Annotated in this window: 23 protein-coding genes, 2 tRNA genes and 1 pseudogene; 16 read left to right on the top strand and 10 right to left on the bottom strand. The window is 74.0% G+C overall.

Going from position 1 to position 26140, the window contains the following annotated elements; all coding sequences use genetic code 11:
- Positions 1-66 precede the first annotated feature (66 nt).
- Positions 67-1356 carry an FAD-binding oxidoreductase gene (locus tag ACQEVB_RS04530; protein ID WP_432965396.1) on the top strand — a complete coding sequence of 430 codons (1290 nt, stop codon included), beginning with the start codon at positions 67-69 and terminating at the stop codon, positions 1354-1356.
- A 259-nt stretch (positions 1357-1615) separates the two neighbouring features.
- Here the strand turns inward: ACQEVB_RS04530 and ACQEVB_RS04525 are convergent, their stop codons facing one another.
- Together ACQEVB_RS04525 and ACQEVB_RS04520 are read right to left on the bottom strand one after the other, a co-directional pair.
- A complete protein-coding gene (locus tag ACQEVB_RS04525) occupies positions 1616-1933 on the bottom strand; it encodes a hypothetical protein (protein WP_432965393.1) in 318 nt (105 codons plus the stop codon).
- A tRNA-Arg gene (locus ACQEVB_RS04520) sits at positions 1899-1974 on the bottom strand. Before ACQEVB_RS04520 ends, ACQEVB_RS04525 begins: the two co-directional genes overlap by 35 nt.
- A 263-nt stretch (positions 1975-2237) precedes the next feature.
- Between ACQEVB_RS04520 and ACQEVB_RS04515 the strand changes: the two genes are divergently transcribed.
- Genes ACQEVB_RS04515 through ACQEVB_RS04500 form a run of 4 tightly spaced genes read left to right on the top strand, consistent with a single transcriptional unit; the run spans position 2238 to position 8740 of the window.
- Complete coding sequence (locus tag ACQEVB_RS04515) at positions 2238-4007, top strand: protein kinase domain-containing protein (protein ID WP_432965390.1); 1770 nt, start codon at positions 2238-2240, stop codon at positions 4005-4007.
- 2 nt (positions 4008-4009) lie between these two features.
- Positions 4010-4642 carry a hypothetical protein gene (locus ACQEVB_RS04510; RefSeq protein ID WP_432965387.1) on the top strand — a complete coding sequence of 211 codons (633 nt, stop codon included), beginning with the start codon at positions 4010-4012 and terminating at the stop codon, positions 4640-4642.
- A gap of 18 nt (positions 4643-4660) precedes the next feature.
- Positions 4661-6994 (top strand): hypothetical protein, encoded by a 2334-nt coding sequence (locus ACQEVB_RS04505; protein ID WP_432965384.1) that lies wholly within the window; start codon positions 4661-4663, stop codon positions 6992-6994.
- Positions 6995-7003: 9 nt separating this feature from the next.
- Entirely contained in the window at positions 7004-8740 is a 1737-nt protein-coding gene (locus ACQEVB_RS04500; protein WP_432965381.1) for an FHA domain-containing protein, read from the top strand.
- Here ACQEVB_RS04500 and ACQEVB_RS04495 read toward each other — a convergent pair whose 3' ends face one another.
- Together ACQEVB_RS04495 and ACQEVB_RS04490 are read right to left on the bottom strand one after the other, a co-directional pair.
- Positions 8741-9640, bottom strand: coding sequence for a DMT family transporter (locus ACQEVB_RS04495; protein WP_432965378.1), 900 nt, complete (start codon positions 9638-9640; stop codon positions 8741-8743).
- Positions 9641-9686: 46 nt separating this feature from the next.
- Entirely contained in the window at positions 9687-10742 is a 1056-nt protein-coding gene (locus ACQEVB_RS04490) for a class I SAM-dependent methyltransferase (RefSeq protein ID WP_432965375.1), read from the bottom strand.
- A gap of 85 nt (positions 10743-10827) precedes the next feature.
- Here ACQEVB_RS04490 and ACQEVB_RS04485 point away from each other — a divergent pair, with 85 nt between their 5' ends.
- From ACQEVB_RS04485 to ACQEVB_RS04470, 4 genes are all read left to right on the top strand, one after another.
- On the top strand, positions 10828-11526 hold the full coding sequence (locus ACQEVB_RS04485) for a response regulator transcription factor (protein WP_432965372.1): 699 nt from the start codon (positions 10828-10830) through the stop codon (positions 11524-11526).
- A gap of 70 nt (positions 11527-11596) precedes the next feature.
- Positions 11597-13021: a sensor histidine kinase gene (locus tag ACQEVB_RS04480; RefSeq protein ID WP_432965369.1), complete on the top strand. Its 1425-nt coding sequence runs from the start codon at positions 11597-11599 to the stop codon at positions 13019-13021.
- A gap of 100 nt (positions 13022-13121) precedes the next feature.
- On the top strand, positions 13122-17612 hold the full coding sequence (locus tag ACQEVB_RS04475) for a trypsin-like peptidase domain-containing protein (RefSeq protein ID WP_432965366.1): 4491 nt from the start codon (positions 13122-13124) through the stop codon (positions 17610-17612).
- 59 nt (positions 17613-17671) lie between these two features.
- Positions 17672-18166: a MogA/MoaB family molybdenum cofactor biosynthesis protein gene (locus ACQEVB_RS04470; RefSeq protein WP_432965363.1), complete on the top strand. Its 495-nt coding sequence runs from the start codon at positions 17672-17674 to the stop codon at positions 18164-18166.
- 99 nt (positions 18167-18265) lie between these two features.
- Here the strand turns inward: ACQEVB_RS04470 and ACQEVB_RS04465 are convergent, their stop codons facing one another.
- Positions 18266-18676 carry a hypothetical protein gene (locus ACQEVB_RS04465; protein ID WP_432965360.1) on the bottom strand — a complete coding sequence of 137 codons (411 nt, stop codon included), beginning with the start codon at positions 18674-18676 and terminating at the stop codon, positions 18266-18268.
- Positions 18677-18711: 35 nt separating this feature from the next.
- Here ACQEVB_RS04465 and ACQEVB_RS04460 point away from each other — a divergent pair, with 35 nt between their 5' ends.
- On the top strand, positions 18712-18879 hold the full coding sequence (locus tag ACQEVB_RS04460; RefSeq protein WP_432965357.1) for a hypothetical protein: 168 nt from the start codon (positions 18712-18714) through the stop codon (positions 18877-18879).
- A 5-nt stretch (positions 18880-18884) separates the two neighbouring features.
- Here ACQEVB_RS04460 and mscL read toward each other — a convergent pair whose 3' ends face one another.
- Together mscL and ACQEVB_RS04450 are read right to left on the bottom strand one after the other, a co-directional pair.
- A complete protein-coding gene (gene mscL, locus ACQEVB_RS04455) occupies positions 18885-19286 on the bottom strand; it encodes a large conductance mechanosensitive channel protein MscL (RefSeq protein ID WP_432965354.1) in 402 nt (133 codons plus the stop codon).
- Positions 19286-19927 (bottom strand): SAF domain-containing protein, encoded by a 642-nt coding sequence (locus ACQEVB_RS04450; protein ID WP_432965351.1) that lies wholly within the window; start codon positions 19925-19927, stop codon positions 19286-19288. The genes mscL and ACQEVB_RS04450 overlap by 1 nt, the downstream gene beginning before the upstream one ends.
- Before the next feature lie 165 nt (positions 19928-20092).
- Between ACQEVB_RS04450 and ACQEVB_RS04445 the strand changes: the two genes are divergently transcribed.
- A complete protein-coding gene (locus ACQEVB_RS04445; protein WP_432980719.1) occupies positions 20093-20242 on the top strand; it encodes a hypothetical protein in 150 nt (49 codons plus the stop codon).
- Positions 20243-20256: 14 nt separating this feature from the next.
- On the opposite strand, the pseudogene ACQEVB_RS04440 reads toward ACQEVB_RS04445, so the two are convergent.
- Both ACQEVB_RS04440 and ACQEVB_RS04435 read right to left on the bottom strand, forming a co-directional pair.
- Positions 20257-20397 (bottom strand): annotated as a pseudogene (locus ACQEVB_RS04440) (FmdB family zinc ribbon protein); the annotation flags it as partial.
- Between the two features lie 55 nt (positions 20398-20452).
- The gene (locus ACQEVB_RS04435; RefSeq protein ID WP_432965348.1) at positions 20453-21082 is read right to left on the bottom strand and encodes a 5-formyltetrahydrofolate cyclo-ligase; all 630 of its coding nucleotides are present in this window, start codon (positions 21080-21082) and stop codon (positions 20453-20455) included.
- 36 nt (positions 21083-21118) lie between these two features.
- Between ACQEVB_RS04435 and ACQEVB_RS04430 the strand changes: the two genes are divergently transcribed.
- The 5 genes from ACQEVB_RS04430 to ACQEVB_RS04410 all read left to right on the top strand — a co-directional run bounded on the left by ACQEVB_RS04430 (position 21119) and on the right by ACQEVB_RS04410 (position 25248).
- Complete coding sequence (locus ACQEVB_RS04430; protein WP_432965345.1) at positions 21119-22009, top strand: UTP--glucose-1-phosphate uridylyltransferase; 891 nt, start codon at positions 21119-21121, stop codon at positions 22007-22009.
- 10 nt (positions 22010-22019) lie between these two features.
- Complete coding sequence (gene glp / locus ACQEVB_RS04425; protein ID WP_432965342.1) at positions 22020-23240, top strand: molybdotransferase-like divisome protein Glp; 1221 nt, start codon at positions 22020-22022, stop codon at positions 23238-23240.
- A gap of 163 nt (positions 23241-23403) precedes the next feature.
- Positions 23404-24069 carry a GNAT family N-acetyltransferase gene (locus ACQEVB_RS04420; RefSeq protein WP_432965339.1) on the top strand — a complete coding sequence of 222 codons (666 nt, stop codon included), beginning with the start codon at positions 23404-23406 and terminating at the stop codon, positions 24067-24069.
- A gap of 207 nt (positions 24070-24276) precedes the next feature.
- Positions 24277-25137 carry a gephyrin-like molybdotransferase receptor GlpR gene (locus tag ACQEVB_RS04415; protein WP_432965336.1) on the top strand — a complete coding sequence of 287 codons (861 nt, stop codon included), beginning with the start codon at positions 24277-24279 and terminating at the stop codon, positions 25135-25137.
- A 38-nt stretch (positions 25138-25175) separates the two neighbouring features.
- Positions 25176-25248: transfer RNA gene (locus tag ACQEVB_RS04410), tRNA-Ala, on the top strand.
- A 214-nt stretch (positions 25249-25462) separates the two neighbouring features.
- Here ACQEVB_RS04410 and ACQEVB_RS04405 read toward each other — a convergent pair.
- Positions 25463-26137, bottom strand: coding sequence for a class I SAM-dependent methyltransferase (locus tag ACQEVB_RS04405; RefSeq protein ID WP_432965333.1), 675 nt, complete (start codon positions 26135-26137; stop codon positions 25463-25465).
- Positions 26138-26140 lie beyond the last annotated feature (3 nt).

Below are 26140 nucleotides of genomic sequence, written 5' to 3'. Positions count from 1 at the left end.
GACCTTATCGAAGTACCGGTTCGCTGTCAGGCTTGTCCGTACCACCACTTCGGACGGGAGCCCGAGATGACCGCCACCACCCTCACCCTCGACCTGCTGCAGCCGGGCGACGCCGGCTACGACGAAGCGCGATCGGTCTGGAACGCGATGATCGACCGGCACCCGGCCGTGATCGCCCGCTGCCGCGACACCGCGGACGTCGCGGCCGCCGTCCGGCTCGCCCAAGCCAGGGGGTTGGAGATCGCGGTCCGCTGCGGCGGGCACAGCATCGCCGGGCACGCGGTGCCCGAGGGCGGCATGATGATCGACCTCACCCCGATGAACGAGGTCCGCGTCGACGCCGACCGGCAGATCGCCTGGATCCAGGGCGGCGCGCTGCTCGGGGAGCTGGACCGCGCCGCGCAGGCGCACGGGCTGGCCACCACGGCCGGCAACGTCTCGCACACCGGCGTCGGCGGCCTCACCCTCGGCGGCGGGATGGGCTGGCTCGCCCGGCAGTTCGGGCTGGCCTGCGACAACGTCATCTCCTACGAGCTCGTCACCGCCGCCGGCGACGTCGTGACCGCGAGCGCCACCGAGAACCCTGAGCTGTTCTGGGGGCTGCGCGGCGGCGGCGGCAACTTCGGCATCGTCACCGCGTTCGAGTTCCGGCTGCACCACGTCGGCACCCGCACGCTCGTCGCCGAGTTCACCTACGACTGGGCCGAGGCGTTCGCCGTGATGCAGGGCTGGCGCGACCTCAACGCCACCGCACCTCGCCAGGCCACCTTCACCGCGAGCGTCCGCGGCGAGGAGCTGACCGTCGGCTTCGTCTGGGTCGGCGACCCGGCCGACGGCGCCGCGCTCGTCACGGCGTTCCGCGAGCTCGGCACGGTCGTCGCAGAGAAGGTCGAGGAGATGCCCTACCTGACGCTGCAGAGCCGCGAGGACAGCGTGCAGGGGCACCGGTACCGCCGCTACTGGAAGGGCCACTACTTCAAGTCCCTGCCCGACGCGGCCATCCGCGCCCTGCTGCGCAACCCCGGCGTCGGCGCGAGCCTGCAGGCGTACGGCGGTGCGATCGCCGACGTTCCCGACCACGAGGCCGCGTTCAGCCACCGCGACACCCAGTTCGAGTTCGTCACCGCCACCCGCTGGGAGGACCCCGCCGACGACGCCGAGCGCATCGCCACGGTCCGCGGCTATGCCGCCACCCTCGACCGGTACGCAGGCGGCGCCTACGTCAACACCCTCAACGGCGAGAGCGTCAGCCGCGCCTTCCCGCCCGCCAAGATGGCCCGGCTCACCGCGCTTAAGAACGCCTACGACCCGACGAACGTCTTCCACCTCAACCAGAACATCCGCCCGACCGTCTAGGACGCACCGATGCCGCACGCACAGTCCCAGGTCCACCGCATGTTCGAGCTCACCGAGCCGATCGCCACGGCGACCTTCCCGCGCTGTACGTCGGGCTCGCGGTGATCGCCGTGCGGGCGTTCCGGCGGAGCTCCGGCTGAACGACGTCACAGCGACGCTCATCGAGGCCACCTTCGCCGACGACGACTCCGCCTACACCGGCACATGGCGCCATGCCGATGGAAGCGACGACGATCCAGCCGAGGAGCGGATCGTCTACTCACGGGATCGGATGACGAGCATCAGCGCGGGCACCGTCCGGGCGGCTCTTCGACGATGGCCGCCCGGCGTGTGACCTGCTGGTCAGGCTGCGCTTCGCCCAGCCGCCCTGCCACTCCTTCGACAACCGGTTCATCGGCACGACGACCTGGTCCGCGTCCGCGGCGCAGTGCACGACGATCGCGTCGAGGTCGTCCCACGCGGTGAGGCCGTCGATCAGCCGGTCTGACAGCAGGGCGATGTCGCCCGTTTCAGCAGGTCGGGGGGTTCGTGCCGGTCGGACGTGGTGCCCCCGGCAGGATTCGAACCTGCGACACACGGTTTAGGAAACCGTTGCTCTATCCCCTGAGCTACGAGGGCGCTCGCCTGATCCTAGCCGCGTAGGTGGGGTGTCGGCCCATGGCCCGTGGGGCGGTCGTTCGGGCCGGTCAGTGCGGGGTCGGGCTAATCCTTGCGGTCAACCCTTCGGTCGGTGCCACGTCGCCCGGGAGGGGTCGCGGGTCGCATCGTGCTGTGCGTGAGGGACGAGTCCGTCGGGCGTCGCCCGTACATGGGTGACGGGCTGCCGAAAGTAGGTGTCGCGCTCCTCATGCCTGCTCTGACCTGCGGCTCATAGCGTCCCGATGCACCCGAGAGATTGGCTGGACACGATGGTCGGCAACATCGAACGGACCTTGGACCAGGCGACGACCCGCTGGGAGGTGCCCGGCTGCTCGACCGTGCGGGAGCTTGGTTCGGGTGCGGCGGGGACGGTCGTGCTCGCCCGCCACCACGCCACCGGGCGGCAGGTGGCGATCAAGTACCTGGCGGATCACCTGTTCGACGATGCCGAGTTCCGCACCCAGTTCCGCCGGGAGGCGCAACTGCTGGGTGCGGTGGACGCGCCGACGGTCGTGCAGCTGTACGAGTACGTGGAGTCCGCGGCCGGCGCCGCGATCGTCATGGAACTGGTCGACGGCGTGTCGTTGCGGACGGTGCTCGACCAGCAGGGGCCGACCGCGCCGGAGCCGGCGCTCGTGGTGCTGAAGGGGGCGCTGTGCGGACTGGGCGCCGCGCACGCCGCCGGGGTCGTCCATCGTGACGTCAAACCCGCGAACGTGCTGGTCACGGCGGACGGCATCAGCAAGCTGACCGACTTCGGCATCGCGGCGCGGGCCGGTGGCGGGGCGCTCGTCGGCAGTGGCACGCCCTGGTACATGGCGCCCGAGCAGTGGGCGGGGGCGCCTGCGCGGCCGGCGGGCGACATCTACGCCGCCACCGCGACGTTCTTCGAGTGCCTGGCGGGTGAGCCGCCCTTCCCGGCCACCGATCCCGCTGCGCTGCGCCGGCTGCACGAGCACGCGCCGGTCCCGTTGGGCGCTGTGCCGGACGCGGTGCGCGGACTGGTCTCGCGGGGGATGGCCAAGGACGCCGATCGCCGCCCCCGGACCGTCGCCGAGTTCCTCGACGAGCTGGAGGCCGCGGCGCTGTCCGGGTACGGCGCGGACTGGGAGGAACGCGGACGGCGCGGGCTCGCCAAGCGGGTCGCGTTGCTCGCGCTGCTGTTCCCGCTGGCCGGCGGCGGGTCGGCCGGCGGCACCGCGATCGCGACGACCGTGCTCGGCCGGCGGCGACGCAACGGCCGGATCGCGGTCGGCGCGGCCGCAGCCGCGCTGCTCCTCATCGGGGGTAGCGGCCTGGCCGGGTTGCTGGCCGAACCCGCCGCGACGCTGCCCGGCCCGACCCCTTCGCAGCTGCCAGCGGCCGGCCTGATCGAGGTGCCCGCCGCGGCGCCGGCGCAGGTCCAGCCACAGATCGTGGTTCCGGCGCCGGCTGCGGTGGTCGAGCGTCCGGCACGGCGGCCCGCGGTCGCGATCGACCGGCCTGCAGAGCAACCCCCGTGGCAGGACGAGCAGCAGCCCAGCGACGACGTGAGCGACGAGCCCCGCCGTGACGACGCGCAGGACCGCGGCGGCAGCGGCGACGAGGCCATCCCGTCCGAGGGGGACGAGGAGCCGGGCGGCGGTGGCGGCGTCCCGTCCGGTGGCGGTGGCGACATTCCCGCGGGTGGCGGCGGCGACATCCCGTCTGGCGGAGGTGGCGACATCCCGTCTGGCGGTGGCGGCGACATCCCGTCGGGCGGTGGCGGCGACATCCCGTCCGGTGGTGGCGATGTCCCGTCGGGTGGCGGTGGCGATGTCCCGTCTGGCGGTGGTGGCGACGTCCCGTCGGGCGGCGGTGGCGACGTCCCGTCCGGCGGCGGCGACATCCCGTCCGGTGGCAGTGGCGACGTGCCCGGGGACACCCCGACCGACGACGGCAACCCGGACGTCCCGGTCTACGACCCGGGCAACGACGTCGAGTACGGCGGGTGCACCGGCTGCTCGAGCGGCGACGGTCCGGTGGTGAACTAGCCGTGCAGACCCAGCTCGGGCACCGCGGGCACGGCGACGACGATCGCCCCGCAGCCGACGAACAGGTCGACCCGCACGCCACCCGCATCGGTCAGCGCGCGGCGGCCGGAGCGGGCGAGACGGGCCGCGGACGGCGCAGCGTCGAGCCCGACCCCGCTCCAGCGGACGGGACGCGCTTCGGCCCCGGCGTGCCGCCGGTGGCGGCGTGGACCGTCCCGGCCCGGCGCCGCTCCCGGTCCGGGCCCGGGGCGGTGCTGCTGGCCACGGTGGCGACCGCGGCCTTCGTCGGTCTCGTGGTGTGGTTGCTGCTGTCGCGGCCGGCGCCGCTGCAGGTGACCGGCACCGCGGTCAGCGTCGCAGAACCGGGAACAGCCTGCGACGTGACCGTCGACGTCGTCGGAACCATCGACACCAACGGCCAGGCCGGGGTCGTCCGTTACCAGTGGCTGCGCAGCGACGGCACGACCAGCGCGGTGCTGGTCGAGACCGTCGAGTCCGGCGTCACCTCGGTGCAGGTCCACCTGATGTGGACGCTCGCCGGCGAAGGCACCTACCCGGCGCGGGCGACCCTGCGCGTCCTCGCACCAGACCCCGGCGAAGCCGCCGCGGGCTTCACCTACACCTGCCGATCCTGATCTCACCTGGAGTTTCCGATGACCGCTCTCGAACGGCTGTTGACCCGGATGGCGACCGACACCGCGTTCGCGCGGAGGATCCACCGGCACCCCGACGAGCTCGCCGGCACGTGGGGCCTGGACGCCGACGAGGTGGCGCTCGTGCTCGGCGCCACGCTCGACGCCGGCCGTGGCGGGCCGCGCCGGCTCGAGGAGCGGCTGTCCCGGTCGGGTCTGGTGTTCGGCGCGGACCTGGCCGTGGTCATGGACGCCGACACCGGCGACGGGGGCTCGGACGGCGGCTCTGACGGTGACGGGGGCGACGACGGCGCGAGCGATGCGACCGACTCCTCGAACGACGGGTCGGACGCGGGCAGCGACGACCGCGCCGACTCCGGTGGCGACGACGAGTCCGGTGGCGAGGAGCGCGGCGACCGCGAGACGGACAGCTCTGCAGCCGACGAGCCGGAAGCCGAGCACACAGAGGACCGTGCAGAGGACCCCGGCGACGCAGCCGAGCAGGCACCCGCACGGTTCACGGAGACGTCCGATGACGACCTCACCCAGGACCGCATCCAGCAGTCCGTCACCGACGACATCGGCACGGAGCAAATTGCGCGGACGACGGCCGAGTCCACGTCCGACGCCGCCGCAGCGGTGTCGGCGAACATCGGCGGCGGGTCGTCGGACCCCGGTGACGCGGGCATCATCATCGTCGGTGGGCGGGACCTCGACCTCGAGCCTCCGTCCGCTCCTGACCCGACGCCCCGGTTCGACCCGGGGTCGGCTGCCCGCACCGACGTCGCAGCGTTGAATCCGCAGCCGTTGCCGCCGAAGGTGGACGTCGATCTGGTGCTTCCGCTGCACCCGGTCCTGCCGGTCCACGGGTCTGCACTCGATCTGCCGCAACCGGCGGACGCCGGGGAGGTCGCCGAGCCGCTGGTGCTGCCACCGCATCCGATCCTGCCGATCGGGCCCGACTCGGTGCTGGCCGCGGTGGCGGAGGGGGTCGCGCCGACGGCGGATGCCGCCGACGCGTTCGCCGGGATCGGAGAGGCCGGTGGTGCCGTCGCAGGGGCGTACGTGTCGGGGGAGCTGCCGAACGAGGCAGGCGGGTCGAGCGGGGCGTCGGCGTCCGGGCCGAGCTTCGAGACCTCCTCCGGCGACGACTTCGTGGCCTTCCGCGGTGTGCTGTTCGAGGCCGAGGCGCACGGCCGCGAGGAGCTGGGCCCGATCACCGTCGCCGGTGGAACGAAGATCGTGGTGGGCGAGGTGACGGGACGGGCCGAGTTCGACCTGGACCACATGACCGGTCGGGCCGAGGCCGAGGCGGTCACGGTGCGGGTCACGGCCGACGGCAAGATCGAGACGCCGGTCGGGGACGTGCAGGGAAGCGCCGCGGCCGAGGGGCCGTCCGCGAACGCGTCGGTGGGCGTCGGTGACGGGCACGTCGAGGCGACCGTGGGCGCGTCGGCCGGTGAAGCCGGCGTGCGGCTCGACACCGACATCCTGGACAACAACGTCGGTGTCGGCGCCGAGGTCGGGTTGAAGGCGGAGCTCGGCGCCGACTTCGGCTACTCGACGAAGGTCGACCTGCCGTTCATCTCGCTCGAGGTGCCCACGCCGATGGTGGGGGCCTGGCTGGACGGTGCGGACTGGACGGTCAACGCGATCGAGGACCTCGTCGACGACCCGGGCGCGACGTTGGAGGGCGCCTGGAACGACACGACGGGCGCGGTGAAGGACGGTTTCGACACCGTGCTCAGGGCCGGAGAGGACGCCGTCGACGCGATCGGCGACGCCTGGGACGACCTGTGGGGCAACGACGACGACGGGCCCGTGCAGCTCACCCCGGACGAGGCCAGGGCGCTCAGCCCGGTGTTCCCCACGATGGACTTCGACAACGACGGGATCCTCAACGGCGAGGAACTGCAGCGCGGCACCGATCCGGCCGGCGTCGACTCCGACGGCGACAACATCCCCGACCGCGAGGAGATCGACCGCGGCACGAACCCGACAGCCGCCGACTCCGACAGCGACGGCATGCCCGACCAGGCCGAGTACCTGCACGGCAGCGACCCGAACACGTGGGACACCGACGGCGACGGCTACTCCGACCAGATGGAGATCTGGGCCGGCACCAAGCCGAACAACCCCGACAGCGACGGTGACGGGCTCGACGACCGCCGCGAGGGCATGGACCTGCGCACCAGTGGCAAGGACCCGGACTCCGACGACGACGGCTACCTCGACGGCTACGAGGTGCAGTCGGGCAGCGACCCGAACAACGCCGCGTCGCAGCCCGCCGTGCCGGACGTGCTGGACTACGCGGTCTGGACCGGTCCGAGCGACCCCGGCCCGGTCGTCAACTAGGCGCTGACGATGCTGTGCCGGGTCTGCCGCATCCACGTCCGCCGGGACTTCCCGTACTGCCTGGCCTGCGGTGCCCTGCGCAAGGGCGCCAAGGTGGAGGAGTTCACCGCCCCGCAGCTGCGGTGGGGTGCGACGGTCGTGTCGCTGACCCGGCCGGAGACCTCGATCGGCCGCGACGCCGACAACGACGTCGTGCTCGACGATCCGAGCGTGTCGCGCCGGCACGCCCGGATCGTCCGGGGTCGGGACGGGTTCCGGGTGCTCGATCTCGGGTCGTTCAACGGCACCGCGGTGCGCCCGCCCGACGGCGCGGAGCACCCGGTGCGGGCCGACGGCGCTCCGCTGCAGGACGCGACGACGGTGTTCTTCGGCGACGTCGAGACGACGTTCACGCAGCCCCGTTCGGTCGCGGTCGGCGGCCGGACCCAGCTGCGCGGCACCGAGCACACGATGCTGCGGGCCGCCGACGCACCCGAGGAGGCGGCGACCGCCACCGAGCCGCTGGACGCGCGGCCGGAACGGCGCAGCGGGTGGGCGCTCAAGCAGGTGCCCGGCAGCGGCGATCCCCGCTGGGTGCTGCGCAACACGCGGACGGGCACGTACCTGTCGCTCGACGAGCGGGAGGTGTTCGTCTGGGAGCACCTCGACGGCGAGCACACTATCCGGGACCTGCTGTTCGCCTACTTCCGCAGGTTCGGGCAGCTCGCGCTGCCGCGGATCGAGGCGACGGTGCGGTCCTTTGCCGCGGCGGGGCTGGTGCGTGGCCTGCCCGACGCGCAACCGGAGCTCACCGGCTGGCAACGGTTCGGCCGGGCCGTCGTGCGCAACCTGATCCGGGTCCAGGTGTCGGTCCGCGGCCTCGACCCGCTCGTGGAACGGGCCTACCGAGCCTTCGGCTGGCGGCTGTTCACACCTGCCGCGGTGTTCGCGCTATGGGCGTTGATCATCGCGGGCGGGTACGGGTTCTGGCGCGCGACCGGGCACCAGCAGCTGTTCGACCTGGCCGGCGCCGGTCCGGTCGGGGCGGCGGTGGTGGTCGCCGGGTACGTCGTCGCGACCGCAGCGCACGAGGCGGCGCACGCGCTGGCCGTGAAGTCGTACGGGCGCCGCGTCAACCGCGGCGGGTTCATGGTCATGCTCGGGTTCCCGTTCGCGTTCGTCGACACGTCCGACATGTGGTTCGGCAGCCCGTACTCGCGGATCGTGGTGGCGCTGTCGGGGCCGATGACGACCGCGGGGATCGCCGGTGCGGCCGGCCTGACCGCCGCGTTCCTGCCCCATCCGCAGATCGCCGGCATGTGCTTCACGCTGGCCTACGGGCTGTACTCCAACACGCTGTTCAACCTCATCCCGCTGATGCCGCTGGACGGCTACCAGGCGTTGGCCGACGCGCTGCGCACGCCGCGGCTGCGCGAGGAGGCCAAGCAGTACCTGCTGCGCGACCTCTGGCGGGACCTGGCCGCGGGCCGTCGGCCCGGGCCGAAGCAGCTCGGCCTGCTCGCGTTCGGCGCCACGTCGATGGCCTGCCTGTACGTCATGGTGGGGCTGGCGGTGCTGCTGTGGGACAGCCGGTTGGGCGACCTGCTGCGCGACCGCGTCGCGCAGCCGTGGCAGACGGTGGTGGTGGTCACCGTGCTGGGTCTGCTGCTGTTCCCGCTCTACCACCCGCTGGTGCGCAAGGCCCTGCACCGCCGAAACGCCCGCCGGCGCCGGGTGGAGCAGCCGGCGGCGGCGGGCGCGTGCTGATCAGGCAGTGGCGTTGGCCCGCTGCGGGGTCGCAGCGGGCTCGACGACCTTCGCGGAGCGGGTGGCGAGCACCGAACCGGCGAGGATGAGCACGAACGCGGCGATCATCGGCAGGGTCAGCGGCTCGCCGAGCAGGACCACGCCGGCCGTCACGGCCACGGCCGGGTTGAGGTAGGTGAACACCAGCGCCCGCGACGGGCCGACCTCGCGGATCAGCGCGAAGAACACGATGAACGCGACGGCCGTGCAGATCACGGCGAGGCCGCCGATCGCGGGGAGCACCCAGCCGCCGGGCAGCTCCGCCGGCCAGGTGGCGATGGCCGGACCGGCGTAGACGATCGAGGCGAACCCGAGGCAGGCCACCGTCATCGGCAGCGACGGCACGTCCTGCAGGCGGCGCGCGGCGATCTGCGGCGCGGTGGCGTAGCAGACGGCGACGAGCAGGACCTCGACGATGGCGAGCGGGCTGCCGCCGCGCAGCTCGGGCGCGGCCAGCACGGCCACGCCGGCGAGCCCGATGCCCAGCCCGACCATGCGGGTGAGCCCCAACCGCTCCGAGCTGCCCAGCATGCGGGCCACGAGCACCGTGACGATGGGCGACGCGGCGATCAGCAGTCCGGTCATGGAGCTGGTGATGTCCTGCTCCGCCTTGGCGAGCAGGAACCAGGGGACGACCATCTCGAGGACGGCGAACGCCACGATCGGCTTCCAGTGCGGGCGCAGGGCCGCGAGCTGCCCGCCCCGCAGGGCCAGCGGCAGCAGCAGAAGAGTGGCGAGCGCGCACCGCGCGAACACCAGCACGGGCACCGAAACGCCCTCGACGGCCACCTTGATCATCAGGTACGGGACGCCCCAGATGACTGCCATCAGGGCGAACAACACCACTCCACGCCTGCTCATGACAGCAACGCTAATCGGCAGGCGGCCCGGGCAGCAGATCCAATTGTCACCCCTCGCAGTGGTCCACTTCAGCGGTTCGGCAGACGTAGACGCAGTTCTGCGGGCGTGGCGAGTCCAGCACCGTGACCTGGCAGAACCCGGCTTCGGCCAGCATCCGCGTGGCCGTCTCGACGCCCCACACCGCCCCGAGCGCCTCCTCCCCGCGCGCCAACGTGCTGGGCACGCAGAACAGCGTGCTGATCGCGTACGCCATCGGGGCGTAGGTGTTGTCGAGGTTGTCCTCGACCGCGCTCGCGAACTTCGCGTCCACCATCACGAACACGCCGTCGGGCGCGAGCGCGTCCCGCACCCGGCCCAGCACGACGTCGGGGCGCTGCTGGTCGTGGATCGCGTCGAAGGCGAACACCACGTCGAACGGTCCGCCGGGCAGCGGATCGGCGGCATCGCCGACGGCGAACCGCGCGTTCGACAATGCCAGCTCGGCGCGCTCGGCCTCGGCGGCCGCGATCGCCTCGGGCGCGATGTCGAGCCCGACGAACTCCGCCGCCGGGAACGCGCTCGCCAGCACCGTGATCGCGTGCCCGGTGCCGCAGCCCAGATCGAGCGCGCGGGCGCCGGCGCGGAGGCGCTCGGTGAGCCCCGGCACGCCGCCGACGAAGCCGTCGACCAGGTGCTCGTCGTAGATGTGCCGCCAGGACCCGCCCATCCGGCCCTCGGTCGCGGTGACGTACTGCGCGTACTCCACGCCATCGCCGGAGCGGAACCCGGCTGCCACCTCGGGCAGCACCGCGTCCAGGCTGCCGAGCATCAGGGCGGTCGGGCCCACGTTGCGGGCCCGCTCGCCGGTGAGGAACTCCGCGTGCTCGGCCGGCAGCGTGTACCGGCCGGACGCGGGGTCGTACTCCATGATCCCGCCCGTCACCACGGCGCCGAGCCACTCGCGGACGTAACGCTCGGCCAGCCCGGCCCGTCCGGCCAGCTCCGCGGACGTGGCCGGACCTTGCGCGGCCGCGTCGAACAGTCCGGTGCGGTGCCCGAGGCTGATCATCATGGTGAGGGCGTGTCCGGTGAGCAGGTCGAGCAGGCGGGCGCCGAATGACATGGGTGCATCGTTGCGCCGCGGGGCTCGCGGCGGCGTCACAGGCCCCTCTCAGGCACTTCTCAGTAGTGCCGATCAGACTTGCGGCATGCGCATACTCGTCGTGGACGACGACCGGTCGGTCCGGGAGTCGCTGCGCCGCTCGCTCGCGTTCAACGGCTACCAGGTGGAGCTCGCGAACGACGGCCAGGCGGCGCTCGACGCCGTGCTCGCCCAGCGGCCCGACGCGATGGTGCTCGACGTCATGATGCCTCGCCTCGACGGGCTCGAGGTCTGCCGGCGCATGCGCGCCGCGGGCGACGAGCTGCCGATACTGGTGCTCACCGCCCGCGACGCCGTCAGCGACCGGGTGGCCGGGCTGGACGCCGGCGCCGACGACTACCTGCCGAAGCCGTTCGCCCTGGAGGAGCTGCTCGCGCGGTTGCGCGCCCTGCTGCGCCGGCGCACCCCCGACGACATCGCGGCGGCCGCCGGGCAGGCGAAGGTCCTGCAGTTCGCCGACCTCACCCTCGACCCCGACACCCGCGACGTCCGCCGCGGCGAGCGGGCGATCAGCCTCACCCGCACCGAGTTCACCCTGCTGGAGCTGCTGCTCTCCAACCCGCGGCGGGTGCTCACCCGGTCGCAGATCCTCGAGCAGGTGTGGGGCTACGACTTCCCGACCACCGGCAACGCGCTGGAGGTCTACATCGGCTACCTGCGACGCAAGACCGAGGCCGAGGGCGAGCCCCGGCTGATCCACACCGTCCGCGGCGTCGGGTACGTGTTGCGCGACACCCCGCCGTGAGCTCGGCCGGCCGCGTACGCGCGGGCGGGGCGAGGAGACTTCGCCTCGGGAGGAACGAGGTGACAGCGCAGTGAGTGCTCCGACGGCCGTGCGCGGCGCCGTGCGGGCGTCGCGGCAGCGGTTCGACCAGATCTCGCTGCGCGGACGCATCGGGGTGCTGGCCGCGCTCGTCGCCGGCCTGATGGTGGTGCTGGTGTCTGTGGCCGCGTTCGTGACCGTGCGCGTCAACATCATGGACTCGCTCGACTCCAACCTCCTCCAGCGCGCCTACGCCGCCGCGAAGAGCGACCTGGTCGATCCGCAGCAGCTCGCCACGCTGCCGCCGGAGGCGTTCGGCGCCGGCGACATCCGCCTGGCGCTCGTCGCGGCCAACAGCACGTTCATCTCCGCGGAGGGGCAGGCGTCCGCCCCGCCGCTGGGCGCACGGGAGGTGGCCGTCGCCGCCGGCAACGAGGACTACTCGGTGCGCACCGCCGATCTCGAGGACCACCCGTACCGGGTCGTCGCCGTCCAGGCAGGCCACGGACAGGCGCTCGTCATCGCCCAGCGGCTCGACGCCACCCAGCAGGTGTTCACCAAGCTCGGGGTCTCCCTGCCGATCGTCGGCGGGGTCGGCGTGGTGCTCGCCGCCATCGCCGGCGTCGCGGTCGCGCGGGCCGCCCTGCGTCCGGTCGACCGGCTCACCGACGCCGCCGAACGCGTCGCCGCCACCGGCGACATGCGGCCGATCCCCGTCGACGGCACCGACGAGCTGGCCCGGCTCACCCACAGCTTCAACGAGATGCTCGGCGCGCTGGCCGCCTCCCGCGAGCAGCAGCGCCGGCTCGTCGCCGACGCGGGCCACGAGCTGCGCACGCCGCTCACTTCCATGCGCACCAACCTGGAGCTGCTGGCCGCGGCGAGCCGGCCCGGCGCGCCCGCCCTGCCCGAATCGGAGCGCCTCGAGATCCTCGACGACGTCGCAGCCCAGGTCGCCGAGCTGTCCACCCTCGTCGGCGACCTCGTGGAGCTGGCCCGCGACGACGCACCGGCCGTCGTCCACGAGCCGGTCGAGCTCACCGACGTCATCGAGCGGGCGCTCGAACGCGCCCGGCGGCGCGCCGGCGACGTCGAGTTCGTGCCGACGCTCGTCCCCTGGACCCTGCTCGGCGACGCGACCGCGCTGGAGCGCGCCGTGCTCAACCTCCTCGACAACGCGGCCAAGTGGAGCCCGGCCGGCGGCAAGGTGCGGGTGCAGATGCGGCCCATCGACGACTGGTCGGTCGTGGTCGAGGTCGCCGACGCCGGGCCCGGCATCGCGGCCGAGGACCTCCCGCACGTCTTCGACCGCTTCTACCGGGCCGCCACCTCCCGGACCATGCCCGGTTCCGGGCTCGGGCTGGCGATCGTCCGACAGGTCGCTGTGCGACACGGCGGCGCCGTGTGGGCCGGACGGGCGCCGGAAGGCGGTGCGCTGCTCGCTCTGCGGCTGCCCGGCCGTTCAGCGCACGGGTGACGCCGTCACCCGACCGCGGGCGGGGTGGGGCTGCATGTCGGTACGCCACGTACTCATAGGCTCTCCTCTGATCCGACGGACAGCCGAACGGGTGATGGCGATGGAGGACCGTGAGCCGAAAGGTCTTGCGGAGCAGGCGCCGGACACGGAGGGGGGCGGCCCCGACCAGGTGGCACGCGATGGTGCGACGCACTGGCCCTACGGCGCTGACGACACCCCCGCCGACGACACCCCCGCGGACGGTTCGGCCGGGTCCGACGACGTGACCGCCGGCGGATCGCGGCGGCTCGACGAGCTGGCCGGCGATCCGCTGTTCGCCGCGCTGGCCGCGGAGAGCGACGCGCTGGATCCGCCGCGCCTGCACGCCGTGGCCGTCCCGGACCCGCAGGACCCCCAGTTCAGCGACACCCCCGCCGTCGGCGTACCGGACTCCCCGCCGCCGCTGCTGCCGCGCCGGGTGCCCGGAGAACGCCGCCGCCTCGAGGAACAGCCGTTCGGCGCATCCGGAAGCGCGATGGACCTGTTCGCGGAGACCCCGGCCGACGCCGGCGGGGCCGCTGCGCCCCGGCCTCGCACCGAGACCGGTGCCGGCGCGGCCGCGCGGTTCGCGCGCGGTGTCGCGGGATCGGGGCGTCGCCCGTCCGACGGTGACGCTGCCGACGACCCGTTCGCCGAGCGCCGCGCGTACCGCGACAGCGCCCCCAGCTCGGCGGCCGACCTGTTCGCGCCGGCGTCCGAGGCCGGTAGCCAGGGGACCGAACGCCGCGATCCCCCGCGGCCGGGTACGGAGCGCGGCGGCTGGACGAGCTGGCCGGGCTCGGCCGGCGAAGCGCGCAGCGGACGGGGAGCAGCCGACGGCCCGTCCGACGCGGGCCGCCACAACGGCACGAACGGGCGGGACAGCGCCGCCGAGCTGTTCGGGCAGGCGTGGGTGTCGGACCTGCTCGGCCCCGAGGGGCAGCAGAACGGGTCCGGCGGAGTGCACCGGGACCCCTTCGCGGCGCCCGACAACCGGAACGGCTCGGCGCCGTCCTTCGACCCCGGTCGTCCGCGACCCGATCGCGACAGTGGCGGGCTGCCCGGTCAGCGGTCGAGGTCGGAGTCGCACGACCAGGGCGGGTCCCGAAGCGGTCGCGACAGCCGGTTACCGGCGGACGGTTCGGCGTGGACTGGTCGGGACGCCGGGTTGGAGACCGGTGGGTTGCCGGCGGACGGTTCGGCGTCGGACTCGTTCGGGGCGGCCGGTTCGTGGGCCGGCCGGGACGACGAGTTCGAGACCGGCGGTCTTTCCGTTGACGGTTCCTCGTCGGAGTCGTTCGGGCAGGCCGGTTCATGGGCCGGTCGAGACGGCGAGTCCGATCGAGATGGGCTGCCCGGTCAGCGGTCGAGGTCGGAGCCGCACGACCAGGACGGGTTCGGGGGCGGTCGCGACGGCGGGTTGCCGGCGGACGGTTCGGCGTCCGACTCGTTCGGGCGAGCCGTCTCGTGGGCGGGTCACGACGGCGGGCTGGAGACCGGCGGGTTGCCGGCGGACGGTTCGGCGCCGGAGTCGTTCGGGCAGGCCGGATCGTGGACCGGTCGAGACGGCGAGACCGATCGAGGTGGGCTGCCCGGTCAGCGCTCGGCGGAGCCGTTCGAGCAGGGTGGTTCGCGGGCGCGTCGCGACGGCGGATCGCCCCGTGACGGCTCGACCCCGCAGGCGGGTTCGTGGGACGGTCGCGACGGTGGAGCCGACCGGGGCGGGCTGCCCGGTCAGCGTTCGGCCGAGCCGTTCGACCGGGCGGGGTCGGACGGCAGCGGTGGTCCGGCCGGCCTGGGCGAAGGCTCGGATCCGTTCGACCGCGGCGGGTCGTGGGGCAGCGCACGCGCCTCGGAGCCGTTCGACGCAGATGGGCAATGGGCAGGTGGCCGGGAGGGCGTGGCCGGGCCGGGCGCCGGTTCGGGCGCGGAGCAGTCCGACGGCGCCGGCTCCTGGGCGCGGGACGGCGGGTTCGACCCGGGCGGGCAGCCCGGTGGAGCGAATCCGAGCTCGTTCGCCGGTCGAGACGGGCGGTGGTCCGGCGACCACGACGGCCCGACCCGGCCAGGCGGAGGTTCTGGCCTCGGCTCGTCCGATCAGGCTGAGCCGTGGTCGGGCGATCGCGACGGCGTGACCGGTTCGGCCGCGGAGCCGTTCGACGGCGGTGGTTCGTGGGCGGACGGTGGGTCCGGCGGGGGCGGGCCACGCTTCGGCGAGCCCACCGGCCAGCCGGGGCCGCTGAACGGGAGCGGCCCGGACGGGCCGCGGTCCGGCGCACCGTTCCCGTTCCGACGGCACGCGGCACGTCCGGGCGGAGGGGTGGACGGCCCCTCGGCGCAGGACCGGTTCGACCCGTCGTGGCCGGCCGAACGCGGTGAGCCGATCGGCCTCGACGGGCCGGCCGGTGAGCCGCCCTCGACGACCGATCACGATCGTCCTGAGGACCCGTACGGCGACGCCGGCGACGTCGACCGGTCGACGCCCGACCCGAGCAGCGGGTCGGACGGGGCGTTCGGGGAGCGGTCCGGCGCCTGGGGCGTCGTGGTTCCGCTCGACGGCCGTCACGACCGCAACGGCCGCTCGATCGCCCCGCGGGGCGCCGGCACCAACGGCGCCACGCAGCGACACCTGCCCGGCGACCCCGACGACGAGTTCGACGGACCCGACCCCGACCCCTTCCCCGGGCCGGGCGCCGATGGACGGTTCGGCGACGAACCGCCGTCCCGACCCGATCCCCGGCCGCGCCCGGGGTCTGGCCGCCCACCGGTCCGTGACGACCAACCCGGCCGTTCCCGCCACACCCGCCAGGGCGACCAGCGCGCCGTGGTGGCCATGGACGAGCACCAGCGGGGCCGCCACCGCGGCCCCCGCAACGCCCGACCCGACGGTCCTGGCGGCGAGGTGATCACGTCGCGGCTCGCCGTCCCGACGCAGGACCGCGCCGGACAGGACGAGGACGCGGGCGACGTGGACGATCCCACGGCCCGCGTCCGCGACGCGGCGCCCGAGCACGACGCGCGGAACGGCCACGACGCTGGCGCGCTCCTGCACGAGGACCGGGACGGGCTGGAGGCCGGGCCGCGACACGCGGAGGCGCCGGAGCTCGGCCTGCCCGAGGCGCGGCAGCCGGCGGACATCGAAGGCCCGCCGCGCCGGCGATCCGGCTGGGACGAGGACTCGTACGGTCCCGACTCCGCCGACGACGAGCTGGACGACCTGGACGACCTGGACGACGGGCCCGAGGCCGACATCGACCCGGTCACCAGCGTGCTGGGCACGGTGGCGCCGAACGGTGCCCGCCGGCCGGCCCCTGGCCCGGCCGGCGACGTCGAGCCGCTCACGACGGCACTGCCGACGGGGCGCCCGCGCCCGTCCCGGGGCCCTGAGGACGGCGCCGCGCCGCTGACCGAGCCGATCGCGGTGCGGCCCCCGCGTGCCGCCGCGCCGGCGCTTGCGGAGGACGTCGACCACCGGGAACGCCCGGACCGGTTCCACGAGGACCCGTCCTACGCCGTCGATGCACCGCCGAGGCGGCGTCGCTCGGTGGCGATGGCCGGTGCGGCAGTCGTGGCCGCCCTGGTCGTCGGGGCCGCCGGCGGTGCCGTCGGCTACTCGCTCGCGCGCAACGGTGGTACCGGGTCGGGCACCCCCGACGTGTCGGCCCCCGGCGCCACAGCCACGGGTGCGGGCCCCGTCGAGCAGGTGGCGGCCAAGGTCCTGCCGAGCGTGGTGCAGCTGCGCGCGGAGGGGGCAGCGGACACCACGACCGGATCCGGCGTCATCCTCAGCGCCGACGGGTTGCTGCTCACCAACAACCACGTCGTCGAACAGGCCGGCAACCGGCCGCTCGCCGTGCTCCTGCAGGACGGGCGCACGGCCGTGGCGAGCATCGTCGGGCGCGACCCGAACTCCGACCTGGCGCTGGTGCGCATCGCCGACGTCACCGGTCTGACCCCGGCCGAACTGGGCGACTCGTCGTCCATCGCGGTGGGTCAGCAGGTGGTCGCGGTGGGCTCACCGCTCGGTCTTGGCGGCACCGTCACGACCGGAGTGGTGAGCGCGCTCGACCGGGCGGTCACCGTCGGGCCGGCGCAGGGTTCGCGCACCTCCACCGTGCTCAACGCGATCCAGACCGACGCCGCGATCAATCCCGGCAACTCCGGCGGCCCGCTCGTCGACATGACCGGTCGGGTCATCGGGATCAACTCCGCCATCGCCACGACCGGACCGAAGGACGGGTCGATCGGCGTCGGCTTCGCCGTGCCGATCAACCAGGCCAAGCGGGTGGCCGACGAGCTGGAGCGCACCGGGAAGGCGAGCCGCGCCACGCTCGGGCTCACCGTGGGCAGCGACCCCAAGCGCGGCGGTGCGCTCGTCAAGACGCTCGTGCCGGACGGACCCGGTGCCGCCGCCGGCATCAAGGTCGGCGACACCATCGTGCGGATCGACGACCGGCCCATCATCACCGGCGACGACCTGCAGGCCGTCGTGGGCTCCCGAGCACCCGGCGAGGCCGTCCGGATCCAGCTGGCCGACCGGACCGTCGACGCGACGCTCGGCGCCGCCGGCTGACGTCGCGTCGCCACCCGACCGTGTGCCGCCCGCCCAGCGGCGCTCGCTACGGTGATGCCATGGAGATCGCACCACCCCAGATCGGCCGCGCACTCGTGGTGATCGTCGACGACCGCGTGAGCCAGGGCGAGCGGGAGGACTCCATCGGCCCGCTCGTCACGGAGCTCCTCGAGGAGGCCGGGCTGCTCGTCGACGGGGTGGTGAGCGTGCCCGGTGACCCGGTCGCGATCCGCAACGCGCTCAACACCGCGGTGATCGGCGGGGTCGACCTGGTCGTCACCGTCGGCGGCACCGGGGTCTCTCCCCGCGACGTCACCGCCGACGCCACGGCCGGCGTGCTGGACCGGCCGATCCCCGGCATCGCCGAGGCGATCCGTGCCTCCGGCCTCGCCGCCGGCGCCGTCGACGCCGGGCTCTCCCGCGGCCTGGTCGGGGTCTCGGGCAGCACGCTCGTCGTGAACCTCGCTCCGTCGCGCGCGGCCGTGCGCGACGGCATGGCGACACTGACCCCCCTCGTCGCGCACGTCATCACCGAGCTGTCCGGGCTCGACTGAGCAGGGTGCCACGGCGGTTCCGCCGTGCTCAGGCGGTGCCGGCGCTGGTCGCGCGGCCGTCGCTGACCCCGCTCGTCAGGCGGTGATCACCAGGCCCGATCAGCCTTCCTCGGCCGGCGGCTTCGGCGTGGCCTCGGTGGGCGTGGCCTCGGTGGGCGTGGTCGGCGTGGCCTCGGTCGGAGTCGTCGGCGTGGTCGTCCCCGTCGGTTCGGCCGGTGGGTTGTGCAGTGCCGTGGGTGCCGTCTCGGTCTCCTCCCTCTTCTCCCCGACGTGGGACAGGTAGTCGTGGAACCGGCCGCCGGTCGCCTTGTCGACGGCCGCAGCCGCCCGCTCGACCGCCCCGCCGGCGAGTTCGGCCGCCCGGTCGAGGAACTCCGGGGCCCGTTCCCGGGCCTTCTCCGCCAGCTCCGCAGCCTTGGCACCGGCCAGCTCGGCGAACTCGCCGGCCTTCTCCAGTGCGGTGTCGGTGATTTCCTTGGCCCGCTCGGTGCGGTTGTCGGGGTGCGTCATGGCATCCATCGTGGCACCGGAGGAGCATGAACGGCGTGCCCGAACAGTCGGATCACCTCCGCCGCAAGCTCGATGCCATCTTCGGCGACACGATGCCCGACACCACCCGCGACGAGCGCGAGGTGGAGCACCCGGACGACCGCCCGCGCGACACGGACGCCGACCTGCTCGCCGACCGACCCCCGCACCACGACCGCGCCTGAGCCGGCTACTCCTGAGCGCCGCGCTGAGCGCGCAGGAGATCACGGATCTCGGTGAGCAGCTCGGCCTCCGTCGGCTCGACCGGCGCCGGCTCGACACCGCGCCGGCGCCGCTCCTGCAGGCGGGCCAGCGGCAGCACGATGACGAAGTAGACGACGGCCGCGACGATGACGAAGTTGACCGCTGCGGTGATCACCGCCGCGAAATCGACGTAGGTGCTCTCCTTCCCCGGGACGACGGTGATGCCCAGGCCGGGGCTCTCGGCCGGGGTGATGGCGTTGACCAGCGGCTTCACGATGCCGTCTGTGAACGAGGTGACGATGGCCCCGAACGCTGCGCCGATCACGACCGCGACGGCGAGTTCGACGACGTTGCCGCGCAGGATGAACTCCTTGAAGCCCTTGAGCATCAGCGGAGGGTAATCGTCACCTGGTCGGTCAAGGTGGCTGACGCGACCCGGGTCGCCGCATCGCGTGACATCCCGACGAGCACGAGCCGGCCCCGGGTGCCCTTCTCCTCGGCGAGAACGGCGAGCACCGGCGCGTCGCCCGCCAGCACAGCGGGCTCCTGCTGCTGGGGCCCGATGCTCACCACGTCGACCCGGTTGCCGGGTACGAGGAGCGTGGCGACGGAGGCGTCGGCGATCCGCACGGGTACGGCCGCGGCGCCGCTGGGCACCGGACCGGCGCCGACCAGGCGCACGTCGGTGAGCGGTTCGCCGGGGTGTGCTGCGCCGACCAGCACCCGTCCGGTTGCGTCTTCGGCGGTGCGCAGGGCGCCCGCGGGCACGAGATCGGCCGGCCACTCGCGGACCGCCAGATCGCTCGCGCGCACCGTGCTTCCGCCGGGCAGCTCGACGGCGGCGACGAGGACGGGGACCCCGGACGGTCCCGCTCGCGGCGCGGCAACGAGCACCAGTGCGGTGGCGGCGAGGACCGCTGCCGCCGCTCTTCGCAGCCGCAGGGTGCGTCGCCAGCTGGGGCCTCCGACGAGCGCACGGACGGCGTCGGAGATCCGGTCGGACAGGTGTGGGGAGAGCGCATCGGCCATGCGTTCGACGGTAGGCCGAACCGTGCCTGCTTGGGTGCGGTCAGGTGTTACCTGTGGACCGACCCGCGAGTTGGGGACAACTCGCGATCATGCAGGCGAGATCGTCGGCGGCCTGTGGTAGGGCCGCCGCGCAGCGCTCAGGAGGCCGCAGCCGCCGGAGAGGTCGTGCTCGACGTGGTCGAGCTGGACGTCGAGCTGCTGGAGCTCGATCCGGTCGCCGCCGGCGTGGAGCTCTTCGAGCCCTCGGACGACGAGCTGGAGCTGGAGTCGCCGGCAGCGACCGTGCTGCCGCCGCTGCGGCTGTCGGTGCGGTAGAAGCCGCTGCCCTTGAACACGATCCCGACGGACGAGAACACCTTGCGCAGCTTGCCTGCGCACTGCGGGCACTCCGACAGCGCCGCGTCGGAGAACGACTGAACCGCTTCGAAGCGGTGGCCGCACACGGTGCAGGCGTACTGGTAGGTCGGCACGGGTTCCTCCGGGCTGGCACTCGAACACGTTGAGTGCCAGTTTAACCCGGATCGATCAGTTTCTGTTCCGCAGCCACGTCACACCCGCTCGGGGTAACAGCGCGGCGGCCACCCGGCGGTCGTGCGGCTCGGCCGGCAGGGCCGCCACCAGCTCGTCGTCGTCGACGACGGCGACCAGGAGCGCGCCCGGCGCGGCCAGGGGCAGGGAACGGTCGTAGTGGCCGCGGCCGCGGCCGAGCCGGGTGCCTGCCCGGTCCACCGCCAGCGCCGGCAGCAGGACGAGCGCCGCCTGCGCGATCGCACCCGGGCCCAGCCGCCGCCCGGTGGGCTCCCGGATGCCGATACGGGTCGGGGCGGTGTCGGCGTCGGACGTCCACGGTGCCCAGTCCATGGGGCCTGCGCCGTCGGGCACGACCGGGAGCAGCACGTCGTGGCCGGCTGCCACCAGGCCCTCCACCAGCGCCGGAGAGCCCGGCTCGGTGCCGAACGGCAGGTACGAGCACACCGGGCCGGACACGCCGTCGGCGAGCGCGACGGCGTGCGCGGCGATGGCCTCGGCCCTGGCCGCGCGCTCCTGCGCCGGCAGCGCGCGCCGGGCCGCGAGGATCCGGGCGCGGACCTGGTCCTTGGCCGCCCGCACCGCACCGTCCGGCGACGCGGACCGGTCCTGTCCGTGTGCCGTCACAGGGTCAGGTTAGCCACGCCGATAGGCTCGCCGGCCATGAGCGCGCCTCCGCCTTTCCGCTCCGCCGTGGTGCCGGCCGCCGGCCTGGGCACCAGGTTCCTGCCGACCACGAAGACCGTGCCGAAGGAGCTGCTGCCGGTCGTCGACACGCCCGGAATCGAGATCGTCGCGGCCGAGGCCGCGGAGGCGGGTGCGGAGCGGCTGCTGATCGTCACCTCCCCGGGCAAGGACGCGGTGGCCGCGCACTTCGCCGACTCCTCCGAGCTCGAGAAGGAGCTCGCCTCCCGCGGCAAGGAGAAGCTGGTCGCGAAGGTCCGCCGGGCCCACGAGCTGATCAAGGCGGAGACCGTCACCCAGCACGAGGCGCTCGGGCTCGGCCACGCCGTCGGATGCGCCCGGGAGGCGATCGGGTCCGACGAGTCCGCGTTCGCGGTCCTGCTGCCCGACGACATCGTGCTGCCCAGCGGCGTGCTGCAGAAGATGGCGGCAGTGCGCGCGGAACACGGCGGCAGCGTGCTGTGCGCGTTCGACATCCCGCGCGAGGAGATCTCCGCGTACGGCGTCTTCGACGTCTCCGACACCGACGACGCCGACGTCAAGCGCGTGCACGGCATGGTCGAGAAGCCCCCGGCCGACCAGGCGCCCTCCACGTTCGCCGCGGCCGGCCGCTACCTGCTCGACGTCGCGATCTTCGACGCGCTCGACCGCATCCAGCCCGGCGCGGGTGGCGAGCTCCAGCTCACCGACGCGGTCGCGCTGCTGATCGAGGAGGGGCACCCGGTGCACGTGGTCGTCCACCGCGGTGGCCGGCACGACCTCGGCAACCCCGGCGGCTACGTGCGCGCGTTCGTCGACTTCGCCCTGCGGCACCCGGAGTACGGCCCCGACCTGCGGGTCTGGCTCGGCGACCGACTGCAGCAGGGGTAGGGCGGCAGCGGTGCGGTCGGTCGACGAGCAGCTCGAACGGGTGCTGGGCGGAGCGGTCCGCCCGGCGCCGGTACGGGTCGCCATCGCGGAGGCGTACGGCCTGCGCAGCGCCGAGGAGGTCGTGGCCGGGCGGCCGCTGCCAGCCTTCGACATGGCCGCCATCGACGGCTACGCGGTGCGCAGCGTCGACGTGAACGGTGCCTCCGACGTCGACCCCGTGTCGATCCCCGTGGTCGGGGAGATCCCGGCCGGGTCCCGCCAGCCGCTGCGCCTGCAGCCGCGCCAGGCCGTCGCGGTCGCGGCCGGGGCGCCGTTGCCGACGCTCGCGGACGCCGTCGTGCCCGTCGACCACACCGACGGCGGCACCGCCCGCATCGAGGTCACCCGCGGGGTGCCGTCCGCGGCGTACGTGCGCCGCATCGGCGAGGACGTGCAGCCCGGTGACGTCGCCGTCCGCCGCGACGCCGTGATCGGGCCCGCCCAGGTGGGCCTGCTCGCCGCCGCCGGCCGCGACAAGGTGCTGGTGCACCCGAAGCCGCGGGTCTCGGTGGTCTCCGTGGGTGACGAGCTCGTCGACCTGCAACGGGCACCCGGCCCCGGCCAGGTCGCCGACACCTGCTCGCCCGCGCTGGCCGCGGCCGCGCGGGAGGCCGGAGCCGACGCCACCCGAGCCCAGCTGGTCCGCGGCGACGCGGCCGAGATCGGTGCCGCGCTCGCCGACCGGCTCCCGTTCAGCGACGTCGTGGTCCTCTGCGGGGCCGTCGGCGGACGGGCCGGGGCCGAGGTCCGCGCAGCCGTCGCCGAGCTGGGCGAGCTCGACGGCACCCGCGTCGCGATGCACCCCGGCTCCACCCAGGCGTTCGGCCGGCTCGGACCCGATCGCGTGCCGACCTTCCTGTTCCCGTCGCACCCGGCGACGGCGCTGCTGCTGTTCGAGGTGTTCGTGCGGCCCCTCCTGCGCTACGCCCAGGGGCGCCCGCCGCACCGGCGCACCATGCAGGCCCGGCTGACCTCGCCGATCACGTCGATCCCGGGGCGCCGCGGCTACCTCCGCGGCCGGCTGCTGCGCGAGGAGGTGTCGGGCGAGTACCTGGTGCAGCCCCTCGGCACGTCAGGGGCGCACCTGCTGACCTCGCTCAGCGACGCGAACGGCCTGATCATCGTGCCGGAGGACGTCACGGAAGCCACCGTCAACGACGAAGTCACCGTCGCGTTCCTCCCGGCGGGCTAGTGTCCTCCGCCGGAAGTCCGTTGGTTGAGTCGGTGGATCCAGGTTCGCGCTGGGCGTGCCGGCGGACCGGGCTCGTACCGGGCGTACTCGACCGGTTCGCCGGGGCGGCCAGCGTGGAGCTGGGCCGCCGAATCAGTCGGCGGACTTCCGGCGGGGGGCACTAGTGGCCTACCCGCTGCCGGACCGCCCGATCGGACGCCACCCGGGCTGGCCCGCCAAGCTGCCGGCGCTGCGCGTGCGCGCCGGCGTCGTGGCGCTGCGCCCCGTCCGCCTCCGCGACGGCGGGGCATGGTCCGCCATCCGCATCCGCGACGAGGCCCACCTCGCGCCGTGGGAACCGACGCTGCCCGGCACGTGGATCCAGCGCAACTCGTCGATCGAATGGCCCGGCCGCTGGCTGCAGCTGCGCGGGGCGGCCCGGCGCGGCACCGCGCTGCCGTTCGCCGTCACCGTCGACGGGCAGTTCGCCGGGCACGTCATGGTGGGCAACGTGGTGCGCGAGCCGCTGCTGTCCGCCTACGTCGGCTACTGGGTCGACTCGCAGGTCGCCGGCGGCGGCGTCATCACCGCAGCCGTCGCGACGGTTGCCGACCACTGCTTCGGGCCCGTCGGCCTGCACCGCCTGGAAGCGACCGTGCGCCCCGAGAACGCCGCCAGCCTGCGCGTACTGGCCAAACTCGGCTTCCGCCAGGAAGGCCTCTTCCGGCGCTACCTCGACGTCGACGGAGCGTGGCGCGACCACCTCTCCTTCGCACTGACGGCGGAGGAACTGCCCCGGACGGGGTTGACCGGGCGGCTGATCGCGGAGGGACGCGCGACGCGGGAGTGACCATCGCCCCGACCGGTGTCACCCACCGGAGTCCCACCCATCTCACGGAGCACGTGCCGACTCACGAGTGAACCTCGCCGCGACGGCGCGTCGCTGCCCGGTTCCCCCGCACGGGCTCATTACCGTTGGCCCGCGGAGCCGATCTTGCCGTCGGGGGCGGGCGGAGCCGGGCTCCGTCCAGCGCATCCCGGGGGAGGTGAAGCGGCAGTGCCCAGCTCGATGATCTTCGCCGGTCTGGTGGTCATCTGGCTGCTCATCCTCCTCCCCGCGGTCGCCCGGCGACGGCAGGAAGTCGCGCGCCCCAGCGAGGCAGCCCTCGCCGGACGGGTGCTCGACCGCCCGCGCCGTCCCGACCCGGAGGTGGACGACATGGCCGACACCCGCACCACCTCCGAACAACCCCCGACCCGCGCCGAAGCACGCCCCGACGACCGCGACTGGGACCGGCCGCCACCCCGCTACCGGCCCGGCCGCGGCGGCTACGACCCCCACGCCGCCGCAGCCGCCGCCCGCGCCCGCGCCGCCTACCGCCAACGCGTCGTGCTCGGCCTCCTCCTCACCGCCCTCGTCACCGGCGTCGTCGCCGCAGCCGCACTGCCCCCACTGTGGTGGGCCCACGGCGGCGTCGACCTCGTACTCGTCGGCTACCTCACCCACCTGCGCCGCCAGGTGCGCCTCGAAGAAGCCATCCGGCAACGCCGCGCCGCCCGCATGGCCGGCGCCCGCCGCCGCCCCGCAGAACCCGACGACCACACCCCGCACCCACCGGTCGAACCCGAGGACACCCCCGAATCCGCCCCCGTCGAAGCCGCCGACCCGCCGGACGACCCCGACGACCTCCTCCGCGAAGAACCCGAACGCGTCCCCGGCACCGGCGCGCCCCTGCCCCGCATCGTCACCTCCCTCGACGAGCTCACCGTCGAGTCCGCCCTCCCCCGCCTCGAACCCGCGCCCCCACCCCCACTCCCCGCCGGCACCGTGCTCGTCGAGGAACTCGAGGACGACCCCGACCAGCACGAACTCGACGCCTGCCCGCGCAGCGACTACCGGCGTGCAGCCGGCGAATGACGCCTGCTAACGTCTCTACGTCCGGCCCGCCGGGCACCGGGGCTGTAGCGCAGTTGGTAGCGCGTCTCGTTCGCATCGAGAAGGTCAGGGGTTCGATTCCCCTCAGCTCCACTCGGCTTGTGCTGTTCGCGACTTCGCCGCTTCCCTCGCTCGTTCCGCGTGTCTTGTGGGGGCCCAGCCCCCACACCCCAGCCGGAGGGGCTCCGCCCCCCGGACCCCCCGCCCGTGGGCACCTCCCGCTGTCTTCTCACCTTTCGTGCCTTCGACGTCGCCTGCGCTCCCGGCTCGCCTCTCGCAGGGCGTGCTGCGGGGCGGTAGCGGCCGGTCACGGGTCTGGTCGGTGTGCGGTGAGCGCCAGGACGTTGGGGAGGGGGTTGGGGCCGTGTTCGGTCACCCGCTCGAGGACGAGGCCTGCGTCCAGGACCGCCGTGAACAGGTCGGCCAAGGGGACGTGGCGCATGCCGACGCGGCGGCGGAAGCCGTCCGGGCGCCACCACGGTGCTTCGCGGTGCCAGTCCGCGACCCGGTAGACCGGGTGGACCGTCTGGCCGCCGTCGTCACGTGCCTCCACGCAGGGGCCGTTGAAGCACGGATGCACGCCGTAGATCAACAGGGTGCCGCCCGGGCGTAGGACCCGGGCCGCCTCGCCGATCACGGCCGCGAGGTCGTCCACATCGGTGGAGATCCACAGCGCGGTGACGAGGTCGAACGTCCCGTCGGCGAACGGGAGGTGCTCCGCGTCTCCCTGGACCAGGGCGCCGGCTCGCCGTTGCGCGATCCTGAGCTGATCGATCGAGCGATCCAGCCCGACGATCGTCCGGCCCGTGTCGCCGAGCGCCGCGACGTACTGGCCGGTCCCGCAGCACAGATCAAGGCAGCGCCCGGACCCGCGACCGAGCAGCCTCGCGACCTCCTCGCGGTGCCATGCCGCGCCTGCTTCGTTGATCTGGTCGTACCACGCCGCGTGACCGTCGTATCGAGCTTCGCCGCGCGTCCCCATGGT

This window comes from Pseudonocardia sp. CA-107938, assembly GCF_050936315.1.
GTDB lineage: Bacteria > Actinomycetota > Actinomycetes > Mycobacteriales > Pseudonocardiaceae > Pseudonocardia.
This window is presented reverse-complemented; position numbering and strand designations above follow the sequence as displayed.